This is a genomic window from Streptomyces sp. DSM 116795, from assembly GCF_055792905.1.
On the sequence record NZ_CM147707.1, the window covers coordinates 5,710,701 to 5,727,708 of the forward strand.

Annotated in this window: 17 protein-coding genes; 7 read left to right on the plus strand and 10 right to left on the minus strand. The window is 70.3% G+C overall.

The window, feature by feature from the left end:
• Positions 1 to 31 precede the first annotated feature (31 nt).
• From ACSMXX_RS24620 to ACSMXX_RS24630, 3 genes are read right to left on the minus strand one after another with little or no spacing between them, the layout of a single operon-like run.
• Positions 32 to 1,027 carry an aldo/keto reductase gene (locus tag ACSMXX_RS24620; protein ID WP_473180876.1) on the minus strand — a complete coding sequence of 332 codons (996 nt, stop codon included), beginning with the start codon at positions 1,025 to 1,027 and terminating at the stop codon, positions 32 to 34.
• Positions 1,005 to 2,276, minus strand: a complete 1,272-nt coding sequence (locus tag ACSMXX_RS24625) for an MAB_1171c family putative transporter (protein WP_473180877.1) — start codon at positions 2,274 to 2,276, stop codon at positions 1,005 to 1,007. Before ACSMXX_RS24625 ends, ACSMXX_RS24620 begins: the two co-directional genes overlap by 23 nt.
• The gene (locus tag ACSMXX_RS24630) at positions 2,273 to 2,689 is read right to left on the minus strand and encodes an ImmA/IrrE family metallo-endopeptidase (RefSeq protein WP_473180878.1); all 417 of its coding nucleotides are present in this window, start codon (positions 2,687 to 2,689) and stop codon (positions 2,273 to 2,275) included. Before ACSMXX_RS24630 ends, ACSMXX_RS24625 begins: the two co-directional genes overlap by 4 nt.
• Before the next feature lie 582 nt (positions 2,690 to 3,271).
• On the opposite strand from ACSMXX_RS24630, the gene ACSMXX_RS24635 reads away from it, so the two are divergent.
• From ACSMXX_RS24635 to ACSMXX_RS24645, 3 genes are all read left to right on the plus strand, one after another.
• Entirely contained in the window at positions 3,272 to 4,315 is a 1,044-nt protein-coding gene (locus tag ACSMXX_RS24635; protein ID WP_473180879.1) for a chitinase, read from the plus strand.
• Between the two features lie 116 nt (positions 4,316 to 4,431).
• Positions 4,432 to 4,968: a DUF6083 domain-containing protein gene (locus ACSMXX_RS24640; protein WP_473180880.1), complete on the plus strand. Its 537-nt coding sequence runs from the start codon at positions 4,432 to 4,434 to the stop codon at positions 4,966 to 4,968.
• 65 nt (positions 4,969 to 5,033) lie between these two features.
• Positions 5,034 to 5,765: a M23 family metallopeptidase gene (locus tag ACSMXX_RS24645; protein WP_473180881.1), complete on the plus strand. Its 732-nt coding sequence runs from the start codon at positions 5,034 to 5,036 to the stop codon at positions 5,763 to 5,765.
• A 78-nt stretch (positions 5,766 to 5,843) separates the two neighbouring features.
• On the opposite strand, the gene ACSMXX_RS24650 is transcribed toward ACSMXX_RS24645, so the two are convergent.
• From ACSMXX_RS24650 to ACSMXX_RS24670, 5 genes are all read right to left on the minus strand, one after another.
• The gene (locus tag ACSMXX_RS24650; RefSeq protein ID WP_473180882.1) at positions 5,844 to 6,572 is read right to left on the minus strand and encodes an HAAS signaling domain-containing protein; all 729 of its coding nucleotides are present in this window, start codon (positions 6,570 to 6,572) and stop codon (positions 5,844 to 5,846) included.
• A 13-nt stretch (positions 6,573 to 6,585) separates the two neighbouring features.
• Positions 6,586 to 6,927, minus strand: a complete 342-nt coding sequence (locus ACSMXX_RS24655; protein ID WP_473180883.1) for a PadR family transcriptional regulator — start codon at positions 6,925 to 6,927, stop codon at positions 6,586 to 6,588.
• A 140-nt stretch (positions 6,928 to 7,067) separates the two neighbouring features.
• Entirely contained in the window at positions 7,068 to 8,675 is a 1,608-nt protein-coding gene (dacB, locus tag ACSMXX_RS24660) for a D-alanyl-D-alanine carboxypeptidase/D-alanyl-D-alanine endopeptidase (protein ID WP_473180884.1), read from the minus strand.
• Between the two features lie 259 nt (positions 8,676 to 8,934).
• Entirely contained in the window at positions 8,935 to 9,162 is a 228-nt protein-coding gene (locus tag ACSMXX_RS24665; RefSeq protein WP_473180885.1) for a DUF2188 domain-containing protein, read from the minus strand.
• 57 nt (positions 9,163 to 9,219) lie between these two features.
• Positions 9,220 to 9,399 carry a hypothetical protein gene (locus ACSMXX_RS24670; protein WP_473180886.1) on the minus strand — a complete coding sequence of 60 codons (180 nt, stop codon included), beginning with the start codon at positions 9,397 to 9,399 and terminating at the stop codon, positions 9,220 to 9,222.
• 257 nt (positions 9,400 to 9,656) lie between these two features.
• On the opposite strand from ACSMXX_RS24670, the gene ACSMXX_RS24675 reads away from it, so the two are divergent.
• A complete protein-coding gene (locus ACSMXX_RS24675) occupies positions 9,657 to 10,508 on the plus strand; it encodes an ABC transporter ATP-binding protein (protein WP_473180887.1) in 852 nt (283 codons plus the stop codon).
• Complete coding sequence (locus tag ACSMXX_RS24680; protein WP_473180888.1) at positions 10,505 to 12,115, plus strand: transporter; 1,611 nt, start codon at positions 10,505 to 10,507, stop codon at positions 12,113 to 12,115. The genes ACSMXX_RS24675 and ACSMXX_RS24680 overlap by 4 nt, the downstream gene beginning before the upstream one ends.
• 58 nt (positions 12,116 to 12,173) lie before the next feature.
• Here ACSMXX_RS24680 and ACSMXX_RS24685 read toward each other — a convergent pair whose 3' ends face one another.
• Positions 12,174 to 12,962, minus strand: a complete 789-nt coding sequence (locus ACSMXX_RS24685; RefSeq protein WP_473180889.1) for a hypothetical protein — start codon at positions 12,960 to 12,962, stop codon at positions 12,174 to 12,176.
• Between ACSMXX_RS24685 and ACSMXX_RS24690 the strand changes: the two genes are divergently transcribed.
• Positions 12,961 to 13,206, plus strand: coding sequence for a hypothetical protein (locus ACSMXX_RS24690; RefSeq protein WP_473180890.1), 246 nt, complete (start codon positions 12,961 to 12,963; stop codon positions 13,204 to 13,206). The two genes, ACSMXX_RS24685 and ACSMXX_RS24690, sit on opposite strands and share 2 nt — an antisense overlap.
• 76 nt (positions 13,207 to 13,282) lie before the next feature.
• On the opposite strand, the gene ACSMXX_RS24695 is transcribed toward ACSMXX_RS24690, so the two are convergent.
• Entirely contained in the window at positions 13,283 to 14,494 is a 1,212-nt protein-coding gene (locus tag ACSMXX_RS24695) for a cysteine desulfurase-like protein (protein WP_473180891.1), read from the minus strand.
• A 271-nt stretch (positions 14,495 to 14,765) separates the two neighbouring features.
• On the opposite strand from ACSMXX_RS24695, the gene ACSMXX_RS24700 reads away from it, so the two are divergent.
• A complete protein-coding gene (locus tag ACSMXX_RS24700; RefSeq protein WP_473180892.1) occupies positions 14,766 to 16,985 on the plus strand; it encodes an NADP-dependent isocitrate dehydrogenase in 2,220 nt (739 codons plus the stop codon).
• Positions 16,986 to 17,008 lie beyond the last annotated feature (23 nt).

Genomic DNA, 17,008 nt, shown 5'->3' on the forward strand with positions numbered 1-17,008 from the left:
GGCGCCCGACTCGGTGTCCGCGCACGGTCGTTCAGTGACCGAGACGTGCGAGGGCCTGATCGGGATAGCGTCCACCGGCCACGGCCCGTGCCGGCACCGCCTCGCGAAGCCGGGCCACCTGAGCCGGATCAAGGAGTACGCCGGCCGCTTCGGCGTTCTCCTCCAGATACCGCGTGCGTTTCGTTCCCGGAATCGGCAGGATGTCCGGGCCCTGCGCCAGGAGCCAGGACAACGCGGCCTGCGCAGGTGTGCAGCCGATCTGCTCGGCGACGTCCTTCACGGCCTCCGCCAGGGCGAGGTTGCGTTCGATGTTCTCGGCGGCGAAGCGGGGCCATCGCCGGCGGTTGTCCTCCTCGGACAGAGCCTCGCGGGAGCCCAGCGCGCCACCGAGCATGCCCCGCCCCAGCGGCGAGTACGCCACCACGGCGACACCGAGCTCACGGCAGGTGGCGAGCATCTCCCCCTCCACCACGTCCCTCGTGAACAGCGAATACTCCAGCTGGATCGCGGCGATGGGGTGCACGGCGTGTGCGCGGCGCAGGGTCTGCGGACTGACCTCCGACAGACCGAGGAAGCGGACCTTGCCCGCTTCGACCAGATCCGACATGGCGCCCACCGTTTCCTCGACGGGGACGCCCGGGTCGCGTCGGTGCGCGTAGTACAGGTCGATGTGCTCGGCCCCCAGCCGCGCCAGCGACGCGTCACACGCGACCGGGACGTACTCGGCAGAGGTGTCCACCTCGTCCACCCTGCCGGTGGCGGCGTCGCGCCTCAGGCCGAACTTGGTGGAGAGGAAGACCGCTTCGCGGTCGCGGCCGCGCAGCCAACGGCCGATCAGCTCCTCGTTCGCTCCGGCTCCGTAGACGTCCGCCGTGTCGAGCAGGCCGACACCCAGTTCGGCGGCACGGTCCAGTGTGCGCAGGCATTCCTTCTCGTCGGCGGCACCGTAGGCGATCGACATACCCATGCAGCCGAGACCGATCGCGGACACCTCCGTGGCCGGATCACCGAGTGGCCGGAACTTCATCTCGTACCTCTTTTGCGTCACGTTTTGCGTCACGTCTCTCGTTACGTTTCTCGTCACGCCGGACGTCGGCGTAAGCCTTCGCCAGAAGCAGCAGCCAGCCGAGTTCGCCGGCGTAGTCCTCGCCGATGCGGGACACCGTGTCGCCACGTGCTTCACCGCAGGGGTCGGGCGGCGGGCGGTCGCCGGCCTTCGCCCTGAGCGCCGCGTTGAGCCGGGCCGCCTCCGCGGCCGCGCGCTCCGCCTCGCCGGCCGCAGATACACCGCGCACTTCGCGCACCGCGGTGACGGCCGGTTCCGCGCTCATGTAGGGGCGCATCGCGAGCAGACCGTCACGGATCTCGATCACCCGGCGGTAAAGCCGGTACCGGAGGTCGCCGGGTCTGATCCGTTCCACGAACGACGGAGCCGGCGGGTGGAGGGCGATCTCGGGGACGGCCCGGTACAGGTCGTTCCAGAGCGGATACAGCCGCTGATAGGCGATGCGGTTGGCGATCCACATCCGGGCCGCAGACAGCCGGGGCCCCCAGGAGGGCATGGTGAATCCCGTCGCGACGAGGAGAATGCCGATGCCGTTCGACAACGGGGTCACCAACTCCCATTGCAGGGGGTCGAGTCCGGCCTGCACGGCGACGACGGCCCAAGCGCGGTTGACGCAGTACGCGATGTAGACGGCCGCACCCACGGACGTGGTGTTGAGGCCGCGCCGGAGCCACGCACGCCCCGCCGCCCTTGCGTACCGCCGGCCCAGCCGGGCGATCTCGGCCATCCCTGCCGCGAACGCGGTCACGTACAGCAGCAAGTACGCCGCGACCACGGGCCGGTGAGCGTTCTGCAGCAGATAGTGCGGCGACCTGCCCTGGCCGTCGGTACCGGCTGCGTACCAGAGGACGAACATGGTCACGGCGACGAGTCCGAAGAGCGTGATGCGGCGCCGGACCTTCGGCCACGCCTGCTCCGCGGGGTAGACCCAGAAGACCAGAGCGGCGAGGAACGCCGCGCTCGAAGTGACTCCGCCCGTCAAGTGAATGCCGAGGGCGCCGAGATTGGGTACGCCCAGGTATTCGTCGACTCCCGCTGATACCACCGGCGTCGACAGCGTGAAGGAAATTCCCTTGAACATGAGCGCGAGGAGCAGCGCGAGCAATGCCGGGTCACGCCGGCCCGGTCGCAGATGGCGGAGTTTGTAGAGGAAGGCGAGAGCGCAGATCCCGGCGCTCAGCGGAAAGAAAACGCTCTTCAGGTCGGTCATGAGGTCTCCGCCCCGGGGGCCCGCCGTTCGCGCCGGCCGCGGTCAGTGGACGACTGGCCGGCACGCCGTCGTCGCAGCGAGCGTTCGATACGCTCCACCGCCTCCGCGTCTTCGGCCCGCACCGCCGAAATCGGCTCCAGCACCGGGCGGTTGATGCGTTCGAGGATGAGGGACGCGGTGACTTCCGCTTCCCGCTCCTCAAGGCTCGAGTAGTTCCCGCGCCCCAGTATCTTCCGTACGAGTTCGGGGCCGAGGTCGGGGAAGAGCAGCCGGGCGGTGTCACCGTGGACCGTTTCGCCCGCCCCGCTGCGGTGGCCGCAGACCATGTGGGCCAGTTCGTGCGCGATGATGTGGTCCTGATGCGGCTTGCTGGTGTCCGACTCGTACACGATGAAGTCGACCGTCTCCGTCATGATCCACAGTCCGCAAGGGTGCGCGCCCGGCACGCTCACCGGCACGAGCCGGAGCGGGCGCTCGCGTCTCGCGCTCAACTGGTCGCACAGGCCGGCGATGTCGCACTGGTCCGGCAGGTTCAGACTTGCGAGGAGTTTCTCGCTCGAGCGACGTATCCGTCTCAGCTCATGGCTCCGATGCCACCAGTTCACTCGGCGCAACGCGTACCCCTAGTTAGTGCCCCTCTGTCCCCGTCCAATGGGCGGCAGCGCCTGTACGCTTCCGGGGCCCCTGCCCGGGCGGTCCTCGAGAATGCCGGACGCCGGCTGCCGACGATAGCGCGGTGCCGCCCGGGAATTGAACCCGGGCCCTTGGCCATGTGTGAGGGCTTGTCAGCTCTGTTTCTTAACCGCGGCCTTCCGCCCCCTTAACTGTGGCCTAAGTCCCATCAGCGGCAGCCCTCATCGCGCAGTTCTGCCCCGGCCGGGCCGATAGCTTTGTCGTACGCCGGAACATGCGACTTCCGTTCGCCGAAGGAGGCAGCCCGCGATGAGGAACCGCGCCGAACCACCGAAGCGCAGCCTTCCGGGAGGAGTCGCACGGTGAGGCCGGCCCGGACTTCCCTGGCCGCGGCGGCAGTTGCGGCGGCAGCGGCGGCTTCGCTGCTCGCCGGCTGCTCGACGGGACAGAACCAGCCGCAGCCCACGGGGCCGCCTCCGGCGAAGACCCCGCCCAAGGAGAGCGAGGCCCCCACGCCGGACGCCTTCGCCCCGTACGTGGACACCTCGCTCAAGCCCTCGTTCGACCTCCTCCGGAGCGCCGAGAAGACCGGTGTGAAGGAGTACAACCTCGCATTCGTCTCCCCGGGCGGCGGCCGGTGCGTGCCCCAGTGGGGCGGCAGGCAGAAGCTGACCGGCAACCCCGTGGCCGCGCAGGCCGACGAGCTGCGCGACAAGGGCGGCGACGTGCGGGTCTCCTTCGGCGGCCAGAGCGGCAACGAACTGGCCCGGGCCTGCCGCTCGGTGGACGCACTCGCCGCGGCCTACACCGAGGTCATCGACGCCTTCGACCTGACGAAGCTCGACTTCGATCTCGAAGGTCCCGCCCTGACGGACAAGAAAGCCAACGAACTCCGCAGCCAGGCGATCGTCCGCCTCCAGCGGCAGCGCCCGAATCTGAACGTCTCCTTCACCCTCCCGGTCATGCCCGCGGGCCTGAACGCCGACTCCCTCGCGGTGCTGAAGAACGCACAGAAGAACGGGGCGCGGATCAACAGGGTCAACATCATGGCCATGGACTACGGCACCTACTACGACGGCGACATGGGGAAGTACGCCGTGAAGGCCGCCACCGCCGCCCATCGGCAGATACAGCCGGCCCTGGGCATCAAGGACGAGGAGGAGGCCTGGGACTCTCTCGCCGTCACCCCGATGATCGGCGTCAACGACGTCAAGGGCGAGGTCTTCCGGCCCGGCGACGCGGCGGAGCTCAGGAAGTTCGCGGAGAGCAAGGAGCTGGGCAGCCTGTCGATGTGGTCGGCGACCCGCGACGCGCCCTGCCCCGGAGGGGCCGACTCCAAGGCGCAGGCGACCTGTTCGGGCATCGGCGAGCGGACGAACGCCTTCGCGAAGGCGTTCACGGGCTGAGCGCGCCGGCAGGGCCGTCTGCCGGCCGGTTCAACCGCCGTGCTGCGCCCGCCGCGCAACGGTGCGACGGGAGTACGCCCTGTCACCCGTCACCGACCGCGCTCACGCTGCGGAACATGGGGGCGATCGAGGACTTCAGCCGAGCCGTTTGCCAGGACTGCCACCTCGAAGATCCGAGCGTCGCGGAACGGGGGCGCGCCTATCCCATGGGTGTCGTGCTCTGCGATCCGTGCTGGAACGTCATCGCGAACGAACTCGCGGAGGAGGAAGGCGCGACGGCCCCGCCCAGACCGGATCCGGGCCCCGACGACTGCGGCTGGTACGAGCCGCAGCCCTGCCCCCACTGCGGTGCCGAGGTGGCGAACTACCCGACGAACTACGACCGTTGGGTGTGCCTGTCGACGCGGGACATGCCGGCCGAGGACGTCCCGCCGCACGACCGCTGGCGGCTGCAGAGGGTCCCCCTGGCCGGAGGCCGGGGGCTGGTCCGTGCGGCGCACCCGTCCGTGACCGTCGACGTCGTCGCGGTGAGACTCCGCGGCATCGACCCTCTCCCCGGCGAACTCGTACGTCCCGCCCACCGGGCCCAGTGCCTCAGCCCGGACGCCGTACAGGAGAACATCTTCCGGTCGGGCGGCAGTTGGAGCGCATGACACAGCGGCGACGGAGGCCGGCGCGAACCCGGCTCACTCGCGCCGTGCTCGCCTATTCTGACGTCATGGTCGGAGAGTCGGCTTCACGAGGTACGGCGGCGCACGGAGTCACAGTCGCGTTGCCGTTCTCCGGGCTGTGGCGTGTCGAGAACAGCCCGGCCCGGCGGGTCCCGAGTCATGGGACCGACCTGTTCGGCGGGCGATACGCCATCGACTTCGTCGGTGTGGACGATCGGCACCGGACCGCCCCCGGCCGAAGCTGGCGGACCTACTTCGCCACCGAGCCGCCGGAGCTCTTCTTCGCCTTCGGCAGGCCGGTCCTGGCTCCCGGCAGCGGCACCGTCGTCCACGTGCACGACGCCGAGCCCGATCACGAAGGGCGGCGGTCGCAGCCGGCGTTGGTGCCGTACGCGCTGGGCCAGGCTGCGCGGCTCCGCCAGGGCGTGAACGCCGTCGCCGGCAACCACGTGGTCATCTCGCTGACGGAGAGCAGTGCCTTCGTCTCCCTGGTGCACTTCCAGGCCGGCTCCGTCCGCGTGTCCGTCGGCCAGAAGGTGGTGGAAGGACAGCACATCGCGAACTGCGGCAACTCCGGCAACTCGACTCAGCCGCACGTGCACATGCAGGTCACGGACAGTTCCGAGCTGTCCGTCGCCCGAGGCCTGCCGATGCTTTTCCGGCGCTTCCGCGAATGGCCGTCCGGCCCGGAGCACGTCCGGGTCAGGGAGCAGGCGGTGCCGGGCGAGGGCGCAGTGGTGGAGCCGCTGCCGGTCGCCTCGGCACCGGCGGGTCACTGACGCCGGGAGCCGTGCCGCACGTACGGCGTGCCGTGCCGTGCGGCACGTACGGCGCGGCACCACCCGGCTCGGCCGTGCCTATCCCGTCTGACTCGCGCTCGGCTCCCGCGGGGGCGGGGTGGAGGTGTCCGGCGACGGCGGGGCGGAGCTGGTGTCGCCGTCCCGGGGGGATTCGCTCGGCGGTTCACTGGTGGTCGTCTCGCTCGTGGCCGGCTCGCTGGTGGGCGTATCGCTCTGCGACGGCGTGGTCGAGGTTTCGCTGACCGCCGGGCCCGGATCACTCGACGAACTGCTCGCCCCGATGGCCGCCGTGCCGACGGCGAGCGCCGCGACCACCGCAGCGGCGAGCACGAGCGCGAGCTTCCGTGACCGGCCATGGAAACCCGCGGAGCCTCTTCCACGGGGCGGCCCGCCGTCCCCCTTCGTGACGGACCCGGGGACGTGCGGAGCGTCCTGGCCGAGGGCGGCAGCGGGGCCTCCGGGTCCCATGACGCCGGACCCCGGGCCTGGCGGCTCCGCGGCGACGGCGCCCGCCGTGGAACCGGCGCCCGCCGTGGAACCAGGGCCGGCGCCCTGACCGGATCCCGGACCGGTCTCCGAGGCCACGATGTCCGCCGGCGGCCCCAGCCGGTCCAGAACGGCACTTACGGCCTCGGCGTACACCGCCTCCGCTTCCTCCGTGCCGGCGGCTATGTGCTCGAAGATCTCCTGTCTCAGCTCCGCGCGGCGTTCTTCCGCGAGGAATACGGAAGCGTTGTCGAAGCGGCGCAGGTATTCCTCGACGAGCTGATCTCCCCTGGATGTCACCGGTGCCTCACCCTCACTGGCCAAGAAGCTTGTCGACGGTCGATTTGAAGGCCCCCCACTCCCGGGCGAAGTCCGTCAGCGCCGTACGCCCCGACGCCGTCAGCGTGTAGTAGCGGCGCGGCGGTCCTGTGTCGGACTCCTGCCAGGCGGTGCTGACCCAGCCTTCCTTCCGGAGACGGGAGAGCAGCGGGTAGATGGTGCCTTCGCTGGTCGCGAGGCCATGGGCGTCGCACAGCTCGCGTACCAGCTCGAAGGCGTACTTCTCGCCGTCGCGCAGAAGGGCCAGAACGCAGAACTGAAGGATTCCACGCCGGAGCTGGCTCACTCCGGAGTGCGCTCCGCCAGGAAGTACCATGCGGAACAAGGTACCTTCCGGAGGACGGTACCGCCACCGCCACCGGTCTCCTACGCACGCACGACCGCCCGCACGGGAGAACGTCTCCCGGACGGGCGGCGGTTGCGGCGCGGGCGCGGGCGCGGGCGCGGTGGAAGGTCCTAGCAGCGGGCCGGCTTCGTCCAGGAGCACTCCGTGCCGAATGTGGGAGCCGGGGTGCGGCCGGTGTCGCGGTCTCCACCGCGCTTCTCCGCCGGCTTGCCGTCCTTCCCGTCCGAGGCGAGCGCCACCACGATCGCGTCCTCGACGCCCTTCACCGAGTCGGCCATGTAGTTGTTGAGGACGATGCTGAACGTCAGCTCGCGGCCGTCCGCACCGGTCACGTACCCCGACAGCGCCGAAGCCCCCGTCAGCGAGCCCGTCTTGGCGTGCGCGTTGCCCTCGGCGGGGGTGTCGCACATGCGTGAGCGCAGCGTTCCGCCCGTAAGCCGGCCCGGTTCGCAGGCGATCGGCAGCGCGTCGTACCACTGCTCGAACCACGGCTTCTTCCGTACCGAGTGGAGAAGCGTGGCGAGGTGGTCCGCGGACACGTTGTCCATCCTGGACAGTCCCGAGCCGTCGACCTGCCGCAGCGTGCCGGTGTCCACGCCCTCCTTCTCCAGGAAGCCGCGGATCGCCTTCAGGCCCGCGCTCCAGGTGCCCTTGCCGGCCGTCTCGTGGCCCATGGTCTTGGTGAGGACCTCGGCGTGGTTGTTGTTGGACAGCTTCATGAAGGGGACGGTCAGCTCCTTCAGCGGCATCGACGAATGACGCGCGACGCGCTGGGCGCCTTCCGGCGTGGCCTTGCCCAGTTCCGTCTCTCCGGCGACCCGTACGCCGTGCCGTTCCAGCGCGTCGGCGAAGACGGACGCGGCGTATCCGGTGGGCTCCCACACGCTCGTCCACGACTCGTACGGCTTCGCGCCGACGGGGATGCCGCCGCTCACGGTGAGCCTGTTGCCGCCGTGCTCGCGGTCGACGGAGAGCGTGGTCTCACCGTTAGCTTCGACGGTGGTGGCGTCGACCCCGACGTCGACGTAATCGTTGCCGGGCGTGACCTTCACCTTGGGCCTCTCGCCCGCCGTGGAGCCCGGTACGACCTCGACGTACACGCAGCCCGTGTCGTAGTCGGTGTCGGGGGCCAGGCTCAGCGCGGAGATCTGCGAGGAGTAGTACGCGGACTCGTCGTCGGCCGCCCATGAGCGCCCGAGCCGCTGCGAGTCGAACCGGGTGTCGTCGGCGACCAGGCTGCCCGTCACCTCCTCGATCCCGGACTCGGCGACCTCGGCCGCCATCGCGTCGTAGTCCTTCGCCAGCAGTGCCGGGTCGCCGGTGCCGCGCACGTACAGGTCGCCGTCGAGGCGGCCGCCGTCGCGGTCGCCGTGCGCGAGTACGTCGGTGCGGTAGCGGTAGCCGGGCCCGAGTACGTCCATGGCGGCAGCCGAGGTCAGCAGCTTGGTGTTGGACGCGGGCACCAGCCGCTTGCCGCTGTGGTGACGGTAGAGCGCCTTGCCGCTGCGCGCGTCGGCCACCACCACGCTCGAACTGGCCCCGTCCAGCCGTTTGCCGGAGAGAATCCGCTCGACGGCCTTCTGCCACGAGGGCTTCTGCTCCGGCGTGGCGGTACGGGCGCCGGCCGCGCCGCCGGTGCCGAGCACCAGGGCGAGCCCCGCAGCCACGGCCACGACCCTCGTGCGAACCCGGAACCAGGAAGGTGTGTGTCTCCTCATGGCAGGAGCCTGGCAGCCCGCGGGCGATGCCGCGACGGATCCGCAGCGCCAGTTCTCGGTCATGGCCTCCGGGGCGAGAGGACGTCCTGGCCGGCTTCCGCCCGGACCGTCTTCCCGACCGGGTGACGGGCCGACGTTACGAGAGGTCCGGCGCCGGAGCGCGACCCCACGCCTTTCAGTCAGCTTCACACCCGTCCCGACCGAAAGAACGGGAGGCCCGGAGTGTGCGGGCCTCCCGGACATCTCGTGGTCAAGAGCCTCAGCCACGCGGGGAGTTGGGGGCGTCTCCCGCCGTGAGAGTGCGCTTGTCGCGGATCTGACCGTCCGCGCCGTGGACGACGAGCTCTCCGCCGCCGTCGTTCTGGATGATCTCCCGGGCGCGCTCTATGGCCGCTTCCTGCGTGTCGGTGTGGGTCGTGGCCTGCACACCGTCCGGGTTGAAGATCTTCCACTGGTTGCCGTCGGGGGCTACGTGCCTGTCACCCATGGTTGGGCCTCCTGTCCTTCGTCTTTCGAGTCGACGCCTGGTTGCCGCTTGCGGCGGTTACGGACGTCTCTTCGCGCCGCCGAGGGGGCGGCCTACGAGACGGAAGGGCAGCGTGATGATCGTGAGGATTGCTGAGGGCACGGTCTGGATCGCGCCGACGATGGCGGCGAGCACAGCATGCCTCCAATGCACGGGGTCGGCTTCCGCGGCCGAGTGCCCGATGTCGAGGGCACTCATGCGTCGTTCAACCGGCTGTTCGTCTACGTGTGTTCGGACCTGGGGACTGGTGGGACGAGCCGGGACACGGTTTCGGCCAGGTATCGAGTCAGCCGACAAGGCACGCCTCCCAGAACCCGTATGGATACTGAAGTGCCACCCGGGCAGGTGTCGGAATCCGGACAGGGCCCGGCCCGGGATTCCGGAGACGGGGGTCCGCCGACGGACGAGAAGACGGGCGGTCGTCCCTGCAGCGGCCGCGGAGTACGTAGAGAGGCATGACGGTGACACTGCACGATCCACAGGAGCAACTCGACGCCACTGAAAGCCGAAGCCTCGTCGCGGCGGTGAGGGTGAGAGGGCTCCGGAAGCAGTTCGGTGCACAGGTCGCCGTCGACGGCATCGACCTCGACGTGCCCTCGGGGAGGTTCGTCGGGCTGGTCGGCCCCAACGGCGCCGGCAAGACCACCACCCTCTCCATGATCACCGGCTTGCTGCGTCCGGACTCCGGCACCATCGAGGTGGGTGGACGTGACGTGTGGCGCGATCCGGTCGATGTCAAGTCCCGCATCGGGGTACTGCCGGAGGGGCTGCGCCTGTTCGAGAGGCTGTCCGGGCGCGAGCTCCTCAGTCATCTCGGCGCTCTGCGTGGCTTCCCCCGCCAGGAGGCGGACCGGCGTACGTCGCAGTTGCTCGAGACGCTCGACCTCGTCGGCGCGCAGCACAAGCTGATCGTCGACTACTCCACCGGCATGCGGAAGAAGATCGGCCTGGCCGCCGCGCTGCTGCACAACCCCGAAGTGCTCTTCCTGGATGAGCCCTTCGAGGGCGTCGACCCGGTCTCCGCGGAGACGATCCGAGGCGTGCTCGAGCGCTACACCGGTTCCGGTGCGACAGTCGTCTTCTCCAGCCACGTCATGGAGCTGGTGGAGTCGCTGTGCGACTGGGTTGCCGTCATGGCTGTCGGCAGCATCCGGGCGCACGGCCCGCTCGCGGACGTCAGAGGCTCCGCGGGCTCGCTGCACGAGGCGTTCCTGCACCTCGTCGGCGCGAACGAGCGTGCGGCTGCCGGGGACGGCCTCGACTGGCTGGGCGGTGGCAGCAGCCGGGCGGACGGTGCTGCCGAGTGAGCGCGCAGCAGCAGTCCGTCACCTGGACGTTCACGCGGCTCAAGCTGTCCCTTCTGCGGAACGGGCTGCGCCAGTCCTCGGGCCGTACTGCCGCCTTCGTCGTCTCCATCGTGCTTGTGCTGCTGCTCGGCGCAGGTCAGCTCCTGGGCCTGATCCTGCTGCGCGGCAGCGAGCACGCCGCCGCCGGTGTCGTGCCGTTGGCCGCTCTGATGGCGCTCGGCTGGGCGGTGATGCCCGTCTTCTTCCCCAGCGGTGACGAGACCCTGGACCCGACCCGACTGGTCATGCTTCCGCTGCGGGCCCGCCGGCTGATGCCGGCGTTGCTGGTCGCCTCCCTCGTCGGAATCGGCCCGCTGTTCACCGTCCTTGTCGCGCTCGGCGCCGTCCTCGCGCTCGCGCACGGCGCCGTCGGGACGGTGGTCGCGGTGATCGCCCTCCCGCTGCTCGTTCTCGTGTGCCTGGCATTGGCGCGGGCGGTGGCCGCGGTCAACGTCCGTCTGCTCACGAGCCGTCGTGGCCGGGACCTGGCGCTGCTGAGCGGCCTGGTCATCGCTGTCGGAATACAACTGCTCAACCTGGGTTTTCAGCGGCTGAGCGAAGCCGGCGGACTCTCTGCGCTCGAGCCCGTGGCGGACGTGCTCGCCTGGGTTCCGCCCGCCTCGGCGGTGGCCGCCGTGCAGTCGGCGGGTGAGGGTGCGTACGGCCCCGCCCTGGCTCAAGTCGCCCTGTCCGGTGCCGCGCTCGTGGCGCTGCTGTGGTGGTGGTTCCGCAGCCTGGACCGGCTGATGACCTCACCGGACGCGTCGACCGTCCAGGCCGCCACGGGGCAGGAGAAGACGCGCGGACGCAGCGGCGGCAAGGGACTGGCCGGGCTCCTGCCTCAGGGCCGCACGGGTGCGGTGATGCTCCGCAGCCTGCGCTACGCCTGGCGGGACCCGAAGACGAAGGTGGGCTGGGCGTCCTCGCTCGGCGTGGGAATCCTGCTGCCGGCCGTGTTTGCGGCTCAGGGCAACGGAAGTGTGTACAACGCCTGCTGGGTGGCAGGGCTGCTCGGCATCCAGATGTACAACCAGTTCGGGCAGGACTACTCGGGCTTCTGGCTGGTGGCCTCGACGATCTCCTCCCCGCGGGACGCGTATGTCGAGATGCGCGGCCGGATGCTGGCCATCGCGCTCGTCGCGGTGCCCTACGTCACGGCCGTCGTGGTGGCCTACTCCGCGCTCCTGGGGGAGTGGCAGGCGATCCCCGAAGTGCTGGGGCTGGCACTGGGGTTGCTCGGCGTCCTGCTGGCCACCGGTGTCTACAGCTCGTACCGCTTCCCCTATTCCATCCCGCAGGACAGCGGCTCCAAGAACGTCGCCCCCGGTCAGGGCTCTCTCGCCTACCTCAGCATCTTCGGCGGCATGGCCATCGGTGCCCTGCTGTGCGCACCGCTGACCGCGTTGACGATCTGGCTGCACCTCTCCGGAGGTCACGCGTGGCTGTGGGTCGTGCTGCCGGCCGGACTTCTCTACGGGCTTTCCGCCCCGGCCTTCGCTCTCCGGGTCGCGGCACCGCGGGTGGCGGCCCGTCTCCCGGAGATCCTCACGGCGGTCAGCCGGGGCTGACGGGCGGTGGTTGCCTCAGCCGGGGCTGACGGGCGGTGGTTGCCTCGGCCGGGGCCGACTAGTGGTGCCCGCCGCCCCCGCCTCCACGGTCGTGGCCGTTGCCCCGGTCGCCGCCACCGTGGCGGCCGTCGTCGTCGCGGCCGTCGTCCTGGCCGTGGTCGCGGTCGCCGTCGTCGTCGCCTCCGCCGCCGAACAGCAGGCTGACGAGGCCGCGCAGCAGCCCGCCGCCGTCGTCGCCGTCGCCGTCGCCGCCGTCGTCTTCGCCACCGCCGCCGTCGTCGTCTCCACCGCCGTCGCCGCCGCCCTGGGCGCCGCCGTCGTCTTCGCCACCGTCGTCGTCTCCACCCCCGTCGCCGCCGCCCTGCGAGGAGCCACCTCCTGCGTCGTCCTCCGGCGGTGGCGGTGCGGGGTTCTCGTCATCCGTCGGGGGAGGCTGCGAGCCAGGGGGCTCCCCGGCGTCCTCGCCTCCTTGCCCCGCGCCGTCGTCACCGGACTGCGGGGGACCACCGGTGTCCGGCTGGTCGGGCGTGGACGCGTCGGCGTCCTCTGCCGCCTCCCGCGCGGCGATGTCCGGGTCGGGTGAGATCGAAACGGCCGGCCTGTCGCCGCCCCGTACGTCCCGGTCCGCATTCATCGCCTGCAGGCTGAACGTCACCGTTCCGAGTGCCACGGCCGAGGCGAGGCCCACGACGACGCCCTTGCCGCGCCGGCTCGGTCGCCGGTGGCTGGACCGGTACAGGAGCTCTCCGGCGATGATCTTTCCCGTGTGCCCGGACGACGACGATGACGACGCGGCCCGGGGCCGGAAGGCTTCGAAGTCCGAGGCCTCTATCTCATCGGCGGCCATGGGCACGCAGGAACATGACGATGTGCCGTCCACCTCGATGCGTGCACCGCACCGGGCACAATTCAGTGCTGCCATCGCCGGCCCCCTCGTTGGAATCCGTCGTGACGCGTTCCCTCGTTTCGCCGTCCGCGCGCTGGTCTGGGCACACGGTTGGCAGGTCAACACCGAACATAGCCAGGCGTTCCGTCATGTGTGCGATAGTTGTCAATTTCTGCGCGGTGCCGTTTCGGATGAGCCGCGCTGAGTTTCGGCCGCTGTGCCACGAATTGGCCACGCCACCTGAACAAGCACTCCGTTTCCGGGGTGTTCAGGCCTGGTGTTCAGGCCTTTTGGTGCAGGAAGTCCGCCAGCCCGTCGAGCAACCGGTCGACGTCCTCGGTGTTGTTGTACGGGGCGAGCCCGACGCGCAGCCCTCCGCCGTCGCCGAGACCGAGGTGGCGTGCGGCCTCGATCGCGTAGAAGGAACCGGAGGGGGCGTTGATGCCGCGCTCCGCCAAGTGGGCAGCCGCTTCGGCGGTGTTGTGGCCGTCCAGGGTGAGCAGGAGCGTAGGAGTGCGCACGGCGGCGCGCGAGTGCACACGCACGGCCGGGAGTGCGGACAGGCCCTTCTCGATGCGGCCGAGCAGTGCCTCCTCGTGCTCCTCCAGCACCGCGAAGGCGGCGGCGATCTGCTCGCGGCGGTTCCGCTCGGGATGTACGCCGAGGTGTGCGAGGACGCCGACCGCCGCCCGGGCGCCGGCGAGGAGTTCGTAGGGCAGCGTGCCGAACTCGAAGCGCTCCGGGACCGCGTCGGTGGAGGCGAGCAGCTTGTCCGGAGCCAGAGTCTCCAGCAGTGCGGGCCGGGCCGCGAGCACGCCCATGTGCGGGCCGAGGAACTTGTACGGGGAGCAGGCGAAGAAGTCCGCGCCCAGCTCGTCCAGATCGATGAGGGAGTGCGCGGTGAGATGCACCCCGTCGACGTAGAGCAGCGCACCCGCCTCGTGGGCCAGCCGGGAGATCTCCGGCACCGGCGGACGCGTACCGATCAGGTTCGAGGCTCCCGTGACCGCGACGAGCCGGGTGCGGGAGGAGAGGACCGCAGCGATGGCGTCAGCCGTCAACTCCCCGTCCTCCGGGTCGAATTCGGCCCACCGCACCGTGGCACCGGCATGCTCGGCGGCCTGCGTCCAGGGGCGGATGTTGGAGTCGTGGTCCAGGCGCGTCACCACTATCTCGTCGCCCGGCGACCAGGACTTCGCGAGCGTACGGGAGAAGTCGTAGGCGAGCTGGGTCGCGCTGCGCCCGAAGACGATCCCGCGCGGATCCGCGCCCAGCAGATCCCCCAGGGCCTGCCGCGCCTCGGTGACGATCGTCTCCGCGTTGCGCTCCGCGGGGTTGACGTGCCCCCGGTTGGAGAGCGGACCCGCCAGCGCGCCCGCGATCGCCTCGATGACAGCGCGGGGTGTCTGTGTCCCTCCGGGGCCGTCGAAGAACGCCGTTCCCGTCGCCAGGGCGGGGAACTGCGCGCGGAAGAGGTCGATGTCGTAGGTCATGCGGGCTCCGGCAGGAGAGGGCTTCGGTCGGGCAACGGCAGCCATGATCAGGCGTGTCGGCGGGTTTGGCCAGAGCGCCGGGTCCCAACGGGCCGCACGACGATCCCGCGTGGCCGTGGGATCACCCCCACCCCGTCCGGGTGCGCAAGCCCCGGACGGCCGTCGCCGGAGCCCGATCCGGGGGCGGGTTGCCCCGCGCGGGAGGTGACGAGATATCTTGATATCGAGACGACGTAGACGTGGAGCAGAGCAGACGTGGAGCGGAGTACCGGTGACTGACTCGACCATCATCTATACGGACACCGACGAGGCCCCGGCCCTGGCGACGTATTCGTTCCTGCCCGTGGTCAGGGCGTACGCCTCGACGGCCGGAGTCGGTGTCGAGAGCCGCGACATCTCCCTGGCCGGGCGGATCATCGCCCAGTTCCCGGAGCGTCTGGAGCCGCAGCAGCGCATCGAGGACGCCCTCGGCAACCTCGGAGGGCTGGCGAAGACGCCGCAGGCCAACATCATCAAGCTGCCCAACATCTCGGCCTCGATCCCGCAGCTCAAGGCGGCGGTCGCCGAGCTCCAGGAGAAGGGCTACGCGCTGCCGGACTACCCGGACGAGCCGAAGACCGACGAGGAGCGCGACATCCGCGCCCGCTACGACAAGGTCAAGGGCAGCGCCGTCAACCCGGTGCTCCGCGAGGGCAACTCCGACCGCCGCGCGCCCGCGTCCGTGAAGAACTACGCGCGGTCCAACCCGCACCGCATGGGCGCCTGGACCTCCGAGTCGAAGACGAACGTCGCGCACATGGACGGCGACGACTTCCGCTCCACCGAGAAGTCCGTGATCGTGCCCGAGGACGGTTCCCTGCGCATCGAGCTGGCCGCCGACGACGGCAGCGTGACCGTGCTGCGCGAATCGGTGCCGGTGCTGGCCGGCGAGATCGTGGACGCCGCGGTGATGCGCGTCGCGGCACTGCGCGAGTTCCTCACCGCGCAGGTCGCCCGCGCCAAGGCCGAAGGCGTGCTCTTCTCGGTGCATCTGAAGGCCACGATGATGAAGGTCTCCGACCCGATCATCTTCGGGCACGTCGTACGGGCGTTCTTCCCGAAGACGTTCGCCGAGTACGGCAAGACGCTCGCCGCCGCCGGCCTGACGCCGAACGACGGCCTCGGCGGCATCTTCAAGGGCCTGGAGTCGCTGCCCGACGGCGCCAGGATCAAGGAGTCCTTCGAGGCGGAGCTCGCCGCGGGCCCGGACCTGGCGATGGTCGACTCCCACCGCGGCATCACCAACCTGCACGTGCCGAGCGACGTGATCGTCGACGCGTCCATGCCCGCGATGATCCGCACCTCGGGCCACATGTGGAACAAGGACGACCAGGAGCAGGACGCCCTCGCGGTCATCCCCGACAGCAGCTACGCCGGCATCTACCAGGCCGTGATCGACGACTGCCGTGCCAACGGCGCGTACGACCCGTCCACGATGGGCTCGGTGCCCAACGTCGGGCTGATGGCGCAGAAGGCCGAGGAGTACGGCAGCCACGACAAGACCTTCGAGATCCCCGCCACCGGCACGGTGCGGGTGCTCGACGCCCGCGGTCACGCCGTACTGGAGCAGGCGGTCAGCGCCGGCGACATCTTCCGCATGTGCCAGACCAAGGACGTCCCGGTCCGGGACTGGGTCAAGCTCGCCGTCGGGCGCGCCCGCGCGACCGGCGACCCCGCGGTGTTCTGGCTGGACGAGGGCCGCGCCCACGACGCCAACCTCATCGCGAAGGTCAGGCAGTACCTCCCCGAGCACGACACCGACGGTCTGCGCATCGAGATCATGTCGCCCGTCGAGGCCATCGCGTTCTCCCTGGAGCGCATCCGCCGCGGCGAGAACACGATCTCGGTCACGGGCAACGTGCTCCGCGACTACCTGACCGACCTCTTCCCGATCCTGGAGCTGGGCACCAGCGCCAAGATGCTCTCGGTCGTCCCGCTCATCAACGGCGGCGGGCTCTTCGAGACCGGCGCGGGCGGCTCGGCGCCCAAGCACGTGCAGCAGCTCGTCAAGGAGAACTACCTCCGCTGGGACAGCCTCGGTGAGTTCCTCGCCCTCGCGGTGAGCTTCGAGCACCTCGCGCAGACGACGGACAACGCACGCGCGCAGATCCTCGCCGACACCCTCGACCGGGCGACGGCCACCTTCCTGCAGGAGAACAAGTCCCCGACGCGCAGGGTCGGCGGGCTCGACAACCGCGGCAGCCACTTCTACCTCGCCCTGTACTGGGCGCAGGAGCTGGCGAAGCAGACCGAGGACGCCCCGCTCGCCGAGGCGTTCGCGGCTCTCGCCCGTACGCTCGGCGAGCAGGAACAGGCCATCGTGGACGAGCTGATCGCCGTGCAGGGCTCGCCCGCGGACATCGGCGGCTACTACTGGCCGGACGCCGCGAAGGCGTCGGCCGTGATGCGTCCGTCGAAGACCTTCAACGACGCGCTGGCGGCGCTTGACTGAGCCCCGACCACGCTGAACGACGG

What these genes read in the sequence shown, in the direction of transcription:
- ACSMXX_RS24620 (WP_473180876.1), bottom strand. Translation starts at nt 1,027, where the DNA reads ATGAAGTTCCGGCCACTCGGTGATCCGGCCACGGAGGTGTCCGCGATC.
- ACSMXX_RS24625 (WP_473180877.1), bottom strand. Translation starts at nt 2,276, where the DNA reads ATGACCGACCTGAAGAGCGTTTTCTTTCCGCTGAGCGCCGGGATCTGC.
- ACSMXX_RS24630 (WP_473180878.1), bottom strand. Translation starts at nt 2,689, where the DNA reads ATGACGGAGACGGTCGACTTCATCGTGTACGAGTCGGACACCAGCAAG.
- ACSMXX_RS24640 (WP_473180880.1), top strand. Translation starts at nt 4,432, where the DNA reads ATGGGGGCGATCGAGGACTTCAGCCGAGCCGTTTGCCAGGACTGCCAC.
- ACSMXX_RS24645 (WP_473180881.1), top strand. Translation starts at nt 5,034, where the DNA reads ATGGTCGGAGAGTCGGCTTCACGAGGTACGGCGGCGCACGGAGTCACA.
- ACSMXX_RS24655 (WP_473180883.1), bottom strand. Translation starts at nt 6,927, where the DNA reads ATGGTACTTCCTGGCGGAGCGCACTCCGGAGTGAGCCAGCTCCGGCGT.
- dacB (WP_473180884.1), bottom strand. Translation starts at nt 8,675, where the DNA reads ATGAGGAGACACACACCTTCCTGGTTCCGGGTTCGCACGAGGGTCGTG.
- ACSMXX_RS24665 (WP_473180885.1), bottom strand. Translation starts at nt 9,162, where the DNA reads ATGGGTGACAGGCACGTAGCCCCCGACGGCAACCAGTGGAAGATCTTC.
- ACSMXX_RS24670 (WP_473180886.1), bottom strand. Translation starts at nt 9,399, where the DNA reads ATGAGTGCCCTCGACATCGGGCACTCGGCCGCGGAAGCCGACCCCGTG.
- ACSMXX_RS24675 (WP_473180887.1), top strand. Translation starts at nt 9,657, where the DNA reads ATGACGGTGACACTGCACGATCCACAGGAGCAACTCGACGCCACTGAA.
- ACSMXX_RS24690 (WP_473180890.1), top strand. Translation starts at nt 12,961, where the DNA reads ATGGGCACGCAGGAACATGACGATGTGCCGTCCACCTCGATGCGTGCA.
- ACSMXX_RS24685 (WP_473180889.1), bottom strand. Translation starts at nt 12,962, where the DNA reads ATGGCCGCCGATGAGATAGAGGCCTCGGACTTCGAAGCCTTCCGGCCC.
- ACSMXX_RS24695 (WP_473180891.1), bottom strand. Translation starts at nt 14,494, where the DNA reads ATGACCTACGACATCGACCTCTTCCGCGCGCAGTTCCCCGCCCTGGCG.